We start from the raw sequence: 8,168 nt of genomic DNA on the forward strand, positions 1-8,168 counted from the left end.
CGCAGCGCGGCGGCGGCGTGGCCCCGCGACCGGGCGCGGCGGTAGAGCCGGCCCCGTCCGATGGTCGTCTCGGCCGCCCGGACGACGACGGGGAGCGGCTCGCTCACGACCGGCCCGAGCCGGCGCGCGCGCCACAGCGCGAGCGCGAGCAGGACCACGAGGAGCTGCAGACCGACGGGTCCCGCCCAGGCGGGCAGCAGCTCCGCGAGGGGGAGCCGGCCGGTGCCGACGGGAGCCTCGGCCTGACCGGTGTCGCTGAGGCTCGGGGTGTACCAGATGAGCGTGTCGTGGCGGCCGAGCGTGCGCAGCACCAGCGCCGCGTTGCCGCCCTCGTCCAGCCGCTCGTTCGTCATCGTCGAGGAGTCGCCGAGCACGGTGACGCGGCCGGTGCCGGCGCCGGGGGCCACCGTGCCCCAGGCGCCGTCACCGCCGGGACCGGTCCAGCAGACCACCGCGCGGTCGTCCTGCGCGAGCACGCCGCCCTCGCGGACGTCGAGGGAGCCGGCGGCCAGCGCCGTCGGGTCGTCGCAGCCGGGGGACCGGGTGCCGGCGGTGCCGCCGCCGGTGGTGGTCAGGGCGCCGTCGGTCAGCAGCTCGACCTGCCACGGTGCGTCCGGCTCGACGACCACGAGGTCGGCGCCGGTGTCGACCAGCCGCTCCAGCTGCGGGTCGGTGAGCAGGAAGGTGCCGACCACCAGGACCGTGCTGCCGGGACCGGCCAGCGCCTCGACGCGGGCGGTCGTGTCCACCCGCTCGACCCGCACGCCCTGGTCCTGCAGGATCTGCGCGGCGGCGCGGGAGCCGTTGTCGCCGGCGTTCCCGGGGGAGAACGGGTCGGTGTCCGACGTGGGCTCCAGCAGCGACGCGATGCCGGCCGCGACCGCCGTGACACCGAGCACCGCCAGGGGCCACGCGGCGCGCTGCCACCGGGACCGGGCCCGGCCGCGCGCCGTCGTCCCGTCGCCCATGACGGCGGGCGACGTGTCGACCCCGCTCACGCCACCTGCTCCGGGACGAGGGCCGGGCGCTCGGCGGCGACCCGCCGGTCGAGGTCGCGCAGCCGCACGTCGTCGGCGGCGTCCGCCTGGGCGTCGCCGTAGCAGACGTCGTCGAAGAGCACGGCCGCGGCGGTGAGGTCCACGGCGCAGCCGGGCAGCCGTGCACCGGCCTCCTCGGCCGCCTCGTGCGCGGTCCTGCCCGGGCGCTCGTCCAGGACCACCCGCTCCTCGAGGGAGCGCAGCACCGCCCGGAACCGGTCCAGGACCGCGCCGGACCAGTCGCCCGCGGCGGCGAGCGCGTCGGCGCTCGCGCGCAGCTCGGCCGCGGTGCGGGTGTCGTCGCCGAAGACGTCGACGGACGGCCGCCGGTCGCGTCGCGCCCGGCGCACCGGACCGGCGACCACGAGCGCCACGACGGCCGCCACGAGGCCCAGGACGGTGATGAGGGTCGCCGCCGCACGGGGGTCCACGTCCGCCGCCGTGACCTGGAGGTCGGCGAACCGGTCGCCGAGCCAGCGCAGCACGGTCTCGAGCAGGTTCGGCCGGTCCTGGTACGCGGGGTCGCTGAGCTCGACCTCGGCCCAGCGTCGGGCCGTCGCGGCGTCCGGCTCGACGGGGACGTCGAGGGGCAGGACCGGTGCGGTCACGAGCGTCCCGGCGTCAGGTCGTGGGCCGCGCCGTCGGCCGCCGCCTCGGCGGCGCGCGCGAGCTCGACGTCCAGGCCCTCGCGGCGGATCCGCAGGTCGATGTAGAGCAGGGCGACCACCGCGGCGAGGAAGACCGTGGAGATCGCCTGCACGAGGCCGGTGAACAGCGTGGTGAGGAAGATGAACGCGGGGGAGGTGACATCCGGCTGGACGAGGCCCGCGATGGCGGCCACCGGGACGGACAGCACCTGACCGACGAGTCCGACGACGACGGACGCGAGCACGTAGATGCCGAGCACCCGCCAGAAGCGGCCCCGGGTGAGCCCCCACGCCCGCCGGACCGTGGCGACGACGCCGGCCCCCTCGAGGACGAGGGCGGGCGGCAGCAGCAGGAGCCGGACGGACAGCCAGGCGAGCAGGACGCCCGTCGCCGGGAGCAGGACGAGCCCCGCGACGACCGCAAGGCCCGGCTGCTCCGCGACGGCCAGCGCGACGACGGCGCCGACGACCACGGCGAGGACGAGCAGCACCGCGACCATCTGGAGCGTCACGAGGCCCAGGAGCAGGAGGGTCCGCCGCCAGTGCCGCTGCCACAGCTCCGCCACGGTGACCCGCTGACCGATGACCGAGCGGCTCACGGAGCCGGTGAGCAGACCCGTGAGGACGGCGCTCGCGACGAGCAGCCACGGGAAGAGGCCGGCCGTGGCGAGCGACGCCGCGAGGCTGTCGGTGACACCGAGCTGGCCGGTCGGGTCGATGTCGGCGGTCGTGCCGACCAGCGCCCGGGCGATCGTCGGGATGAGCGCCCACTGGGTCAGCCCGCCGAGCAGGCTCATGACGAGGACGACGATCGCGGAGAACCCGAACATGACGCGGGGGTTCACGCGGATCGCGCGGAAGGCGCCGTCGTAGATCTCGGTCATGCTCAGGGGCCGCAGCGGGATGATCCCGGGCTGGACCGGCGGGGGACGGAACGGTGCGCCGTACTGGGGTGCCCCGTACTGGGGTGCGCCGTACTGGGGCGACCCGTACTGGGGTGCCCCGTACTGGGGTGCCCCGTACTGGGGCGTCCCGTACTGCGGCGTCCCGTACTGCTGCGTCCCGTACTGCTGCGGAGGTGTGCCGTACCGCTGGGGTGCGCCGTACTGCTGCGGCGGCGCCCCGTACTGCTGCTGGGGTGCCCCGTACTGCTGCGGCGGCGCCCCGTACTGCTGGGGCTCGCCGTACCGGGGCGTGCCGTACTGCTGCGGTGCGCCGTACTGGGGCGGTGCGCCGTACTGGGGCGTCCCGTCCTCGGGCGTCCAGCTTCGGGTGGCCCCGTCGGCCCCGGGCCGGCCGTCCCCGGCCGGCGTCGACGGCCCCGTGCCCCGGTGCGCGGGCCCGTACCCAGGTGCGGACGCTGCGGGCCACGCCCCGTCGCCCCAGCCGGACGGGCCGGCGGCAGGCCGCGCGGCGGCGTCGTCGGCAGCGCCGTCCCCCCGTCCCTGCACGTCGTCCGTCCCCGGTGCCGTCACGGATCCTCCCCTGGTGCTGCGTCGGTGGCGGCCGCAGGCCGCGCCGCCCATCGTGCCACGTGGGTGCGGACCTGCGGGTGCAGGTCTGCTGGTCACCGTGGCGGGGCCCGTCGCGCCCGGTCGGGCTGGTCCTCAGGGGCCCACGACGGTCATGAGGCGGTCGGGCACCGGCGCGTCGCGGGCCGTCCTGGGGTCGTGTCGGGCCGGGGTGACACCATGGGGCCATGAAGGGTCGCATCCTGGTCGTGGACGACGACGTCGCGCTCGCCGAGATGATCGGCATCGTCCTGCGCTCGGAGGGGTTCGAGCCCCTCTTCTGCGATCACGGGGACGAGGCGCTCGGGGCCTTCCGGGCCGGCCAGCCGGACCTGGTCCTCCTGGACCTGATGCTCCCCGGCAAGGACGGCACGGAGATCTGCCGCCTCATCCGCGCGGAGTCGGGCGTCCCCATCGTCATGCTCACCGCCAAGAGCGACACGGTCGACGTCGTGCTGGGCCTCGAGTCGGGCGCCGACGACTACATCCCCAAGCCCTTCAAGCCCAAGGAGCTCATCGCGCGGGTCCGCGCCCGCCTCCGGCGGACCGACGAGCCGACACCGGAGCACCTCACGATCGGGGACCTGGAGATCGACGTGACCGGCCACCGCGTGACCCGCGACGGCACGGTCATCCCCCTCACCCCGCTGGAGTTCGACCTCCTCGTCGCGCTCGCCCGCAAGCCCTGGCAGGTCTTCACCCGGGAGGTCCTGCTCGAACGCGTGTGGGGTTACCGGCACGCCGCCGACACCCGCCTGGTCAACGTCCACGTCCAGCGGCTCCGGTCCAAGATCGAGCACGACCCGGAGCACCCGGAGATCGTCGTGACGGTGCGCGGCGTCGGGTACAAGGCGGGCACCGGCACCCCGTGACGGCGGGTCGGGCCCCCGTGACGGGGGAGGGGCAGGCGGCCGTCGCACCGCGTCGCGCACGGACGCTGCGGCTCGCGGGACTGCGCCTCCGGCGGGGCGTCCGCGGCCTCGTGCACGGGTTCCGGGCCTCCCTGCAGATCCGCGTGATCACCTCGACCCTGGTCGTCGGGATCCTCGCCGTGGCGGTGCTCGGCGGGTTCCTCTCCGACCGCATCCGGGACGGCCTGTACGAGCAGCGGGTCGCCCAGGTGCTCGAGGAGACGGCCCGGTCGACCGAGGCCGCGCAGGCCACGTTCAGCGCCTCGACGGCGTCCACCGGTCCGGAGCTGCAGACGCTCTTCTACGACCTCGTCCCCGCTCTCGCCCTCGGCGGCTCCGGCGAGCGGGAGGTGTTCCTGCGGCGGTCCCCGGGCGACGTGCCCCCGCTGCTGGTCAACGACGTGTCGACCACCAACGAGGTGAGCCGCGCCGACCTCGGGGACCTCATCACCGAGGAGCTGCGCCGGGCCGTGCGCGACGCCCGCGCCCAGCAGTGGATGCCGGTCGCCATCCCCGTGGACGAGAACGGCACGGTGGTCCCCGGCGTGCTCGTCGGCTCGGTCGTCGAGGTCCCGGCCGCCGGCCGCTACGAGCTGTACTACCTCTACGACGTCTCCGCCGAGCAGCAGACGCTCACGTTCGTCCAGCAGGTCCTCGCGCTCGCGGGAGTCGGGCTGGTGCTCCTGGTCGGCGGGATGACCTGGCTCGTGACGCGCCAGGCGGTGCGCCCGGTGCGCAGCGCGGCACGCGTCGCGGAGCGGCTCGCGGACGGCCACCTCACCGAGCGGATGCGCGTCACGGGCGTCGACGAGATGGCGACGCTCGCGCGGTCCTTCAACGAGATGGCGGAGAGCCTCCAGGACCAGATCGCCCGGATGGAGGAGCTGTCGCACCTGCAGCGCAGGTTCGTGTCCGACGTCTCCCACGAGCTGCGCACCCCGCTGACGACCGTCCGCATGGCGGCCGAGGTCATCCACGCCTCGCGGGACGGGCTGGACCCGGCCGCCCGGCGGTCGGCCGAGCTCCTCACCGCGCAGCTGGACCGCTTCGAGGCGCTGCTCGCCGACCTGCTGGAGATCAGCCGCTTCGACGCCGGCGCGGCGATGCTCGACGCCGAGCGTCGCGACGTGCGCGACGTCGTCACGGCCGCGGTCGAGCAGGTCGGGCCGCTCGCGGAGCGGCGCGGGGTGTGGCTCAGCGTCGACCTGCCCGAGCAGGCCACGGTCGCGGACGTCGACCCCCGCCGCGTCGAGCGGGTCCTGCGCAACCTGCTCGTCAACGCGGTGGAGCACGCCGAGGGCCAGCCGGTGGAGGTGCGGCTGGCCGGGGACGCCGAGGCGGTCGCGGTCACGGTCCGCGACCACGGGGTCGGGATGACTGCGGAGGAGGCCGAGCACGTCTTCGACCGGTTCTGGCGGGCGGACCCGGCGCGTGCCCGGACCACCGGTGGCACCGGGCTCGGCCTGGCGATCTCCATCGAGGACGCCCACCTCCACGGCGGCTGGCTCGAGGTGTGGGGGCGGCCGGGCCGTGGCGCGAGCTTCCGCCTCACCGTCCCGCGCCGGGCCGGCATCACGTTGACGTCCTCGCCCCTCCCGCTGGTGCCCGACCCGGCGGCGCCGGCCTTGACGGCGCAGCCCACCGTCCCGGCGCCGGCGCGTCCCCAGGAGCTGGACCCCGCCGCGGTGCCCGACCTCGACCGGCTGGAGGCGTGATGCGCGTCGGACCCGTCCGCCCCACCGGCGGAGCCGGGCGACCCGGACGGCCGCACGGACGCCGTCGTCGGCCCCTCGCCGTCGTCGTCCTCGTCGCGACGGCCGCGGCCCTCGCCGGCTGCGCGACCATCCCCACCTCGGGCCCCATCGGCACCGGCGAGGTCGTGGTGCGCCAGCCGGGCGCACCGGTCCCGTTGGCCATCGCCCCCGAGCAGGACGCGCCGCCCGAGCAGATCGTCGGCGGGTTCCTGCGGGCGGTGGACGCCGGGATCTTCGACGAGTTCGCCACCGCGCGGCAGTTCCTCACCTTCGAGGCGTCGTCCGACTGGGACCCGCGGGCACGCACCGTGGTCTACGAGGGCGGCGGTCCGGACATCGTCCGTCAGGAGGACGGCACGGTCCTCCTGACGGTCCCGGTCGCCGCGACGATCGACGCCGGCGGGCGGCTCGCCGAGACGCCGCCCGAGACCCGGGAGGAGGTGGCGTTCGAGCTCGCCCAGAACCCCGAGGGCCAGTGGCGCATCTCCGCGCTGGAGGACGGCGTGCTGCTCTCGTCGCCCACCTTCGAGCAGTTCTTCCGTCGCACCCCGGTCTACTTCGCCACCGCGGACCTGCAGTACCTCGTCCCCGACGTCCGCTGGTTCGCCTCCCGCAACCAGGCGACCGCGGCGGTCGAGGCGCTGCTGGCCGGACCGTCGCCGTGGCTGCGGGACGCCGTGCGGACCGGTGTGCCGGACGGGGCGCGGCTGAGCACCACCGCGGTGACGGTGGACCGCGGGATCGCGCAGGTCGACCTCAGCGTCGAGACCCGGCTCGCCTCGGCCTCGGAGCGGGCGCTCCTCCAGGCCCAGCTCGACGCGACGCTCATGCGGCAGCAGGGCGTGCTGGTGAACGAGGTGCAGATGCTCATCGCGGGGGCGCCGGTGGACCCCCCGACGGTGCCGACCCTCGCCGTCGACCCGGCGCCGGCCGAGGGGCCCTACGTGCTCGTCGACGGCGTCCTGGGTCTGCTCGAGCGCGGCGAGGTGACCCCGCTGGCCGGGATCGGGCCCCTGCCCCCGGAGGCCGACAACCCGGCGCTCCAGCCCGATGGCGGGGTCGTGGCGGTCCGGCTCGGCACGTCCCGCGTCGCCGTCGTGCCCGCCGACGGCACCGGCGTGGTGCCCGTCCTCACCGGGACCGGGCTCGTGCCGCCGTCGGTCGACCGCTTCGGCTGGGTGTGGAGCGCGGAGCGCGCCTCCGGAGGGCTCCTCGTCGCCGCACGGGCGGACGGCACCGCGGTGCAGGTCGAGCTGCCGTGGCTCATGGGCCGCACCGTCGTCGCGCTGGCCGTCTCCGCCGACGGCGCCCGGGTGGCCGTGACGTCGACGGGGCCGGAGGGGCCGGCGGTCGACGTCGCGGAGGTCGCGCGCCTGGAGGACGGCACGCCCCGGCAGTCGGGCGAGCCGCTCCGGCTCGCCCCGGCCCTCGTCGACGTCGGCACCGTGACGTGGGTGGACGAGGTGACGCTCGGCGTTCTGGGGCGGACGGAGAGCCAGGCCGCCGCGACGGCGCACCTGGTCGAGGTCGGCGGGCTGACCTCGGCCCTGCCGCTCGTCGACGGGGCGGTCGGTCTCGCCGCCGGCCGCGGGGAGCGCGGCCTGTACGTCCTCAGCGCCGACGGCGTCCTGTCCGTGCGGCAGGGCCAGAGCTGGGCCGTGGTCGCCGAGGGGGTCCAGGGCGTCGCCTTCCCCCGGTGAGCGCCTCGATGGCGGTGAGCGGCGGGCGTGACCGTCGCGCCGTGCGAGCCGGCGGGCCGCGTCGCCGTCGGCGCCCTGTGGAGGACGCCCGTGCCGCGCGCGGTTGGGGGAGCCTGGGGCCGTGGGCACGGGAGCGGGGCCGGGGGCGCCTGGCTTCCGCGTGCTCCGGGGGGCCCTCGAGGAGCTGGGCCGTGTCCTGGTGCCCCAGCAGTGCCCGGGCTGCGGTGCCTGGGACGTCCCGCTGTGCGACGCGTGCCGCGCCGGCCTGCTCGCTCCGCCACGGCGGGTGGAGCGGCACGCGCCGCGGTTGGACGACGTGCTGCACGGACCGCTGCCCACGTGGGCGGTGGCCACCTACGCCGGTCCGGTCCAGGCGGCGGTCGTGGCGTGGAAGGACCGCGGACGGGGGGACCTGGGCCCGGTGCTGCAGGGCGTGCTGCGCTCGGCGGCCTCCACCGTGGCCCCGGTGCTCCTGGCGGCGACGGCCGGGCAGGAGGTCCTCGTCGTCCCGGTGCCCTCCACGGCGGGCGCGCGCCGGCGTCGCGGCGGTGACCTCGTGGGCGCGCTCGCCATGGCGGCGGCCCGCGGGCTGCGGGGAGCCGGTCAGG

7 protein-coding genes are annotated in these 8,168 nt (G+C 76.5%); 4 read left to right on the forward strand and 3 right to left on the reverse strand.

The window, feature by feature from the left end; all coding sequences use genetic code 11:
* The 3 genes from N866_RS13945 to N866_RS20010 form a co-directional block, all read right to left on the reverse strand.
* Window positions 1–998: DUF4350 domain-containing protein (locus N866_RS13945; protein ID WP_034227394.1), on the reverse strand; the 998-nt coding region annotated here is incomplete at its 3' end.
* Window positions 995–1,645 carry a DUF4129 domain-containing protein gene (locus tag N866_RS13950; RefSeq protein ID WP_034227396.1) on the reverse strand — a complete coding sequence of 217 codons (651 nt, stop codon included), beginning with the start codon at window positions 1,643–1,645 and terminating at the stop codon, window positions 995–997. The genes N866_RS13950 and N866_RS13945, both read right to left, overlap by 4 nt.
* Window positions 1,642–3,159 carry a DUF7847 domain-containing protein gene (locus N866_RS20010; RefSeq protein WP_052023069.1) on the reverse strand — a complete coding sequence of 506 codons (1,518 nt, stop codon included), beginning with the start codon at window positions 3,157–3,159 and terminating at the stop codon, window positions 1,642–1,644. Before N866_RS20010 ends, N866_RS13950 begins: the two co-directional genes overlap by 4 nt.
* A 224-nt stretch (window positions 3,160–3,383) precedes the next feature.
* Here N866_RS20010 and mtrA point away from each other — a divergent pair, with 224 nt between their 5' ends.
* The 4 genes from mtrA to N866_RS13975 all read left to right on the forward strand — a co-directional run.
* Window positions 3,384–4,067, forward strand: coding sequence for an MtrAB system response regulator MtrA (mtrA, locus tag N866_RS13960; protein WP_034227398.1), 684 nt, complete (start codon window positions 3,384–3,386; stop codon window positions 4,065–4,067).
* Window positions 4,064–5,821, forward strand: a complete 1,758-nt coding sequence (gene mtrB / locus N866_RS13965) for an MtrAB system histidine kinase MtrB (protein ID WP_245612597.1) — start codon at window positions 4,064–4,066, stop codon at window positions 5,819–5,821. The genes mtrA and mtrB overlap by 4 nt, the downstream gene beginning before the upstream one ends.
* Window positions 5,821–7,560 (forward strand): LpqB family beta-propeller domain-containing protein, encoded by a 1,740-nt coding sequence (locus N866_RS13970; RefSeq protein ID WP_052023071.1) that lies wholly within the window; start codon window positions 5,821–5,823, stop codon window positions 7,558–7,560. Before mtrB ends, N866_RS13970 begins: the two co-directional genes overlap by 1 nt.
* A 121-nt stretch (window positions 7,561–7,681) precedes the next feature.
* Window positions 7,682–8,168, forward strand: a 487-nt coding sequence (locus tag N866_RS13975; RefSeq protein WP_425393964.1) for a ComF family protein, incomplete at its 3' end; no start/stop codon positions are given.

Source organism: Actinotalea ferrariae CF5-4, assembly GCF_000603945.1.
In the GTDB taxonomy this organism is placed as follows: domain Bacteria; phylum Actinomycetota; class Actinomycetes; order Actinomycetales; family Cellulomonadaceae; genus Actinotalea; species Actinotalea ferrariae.

Coding starts and splice junctions, on each gene's coding strand:
- mtrA (WP_034227398.1), top strand. CDS start 3,384: ATGAAGGGTCGCATCCTGGTCGTGGACGACGACGTCGCGCTCGCCGAG.
- N866_RS13970 (WP_052023071.1), top strand. CDS start 5,821: ATGCGCGTCGGACCCGTCCGCCCCACCGGCGGAGCCGGGCGACCCGGA.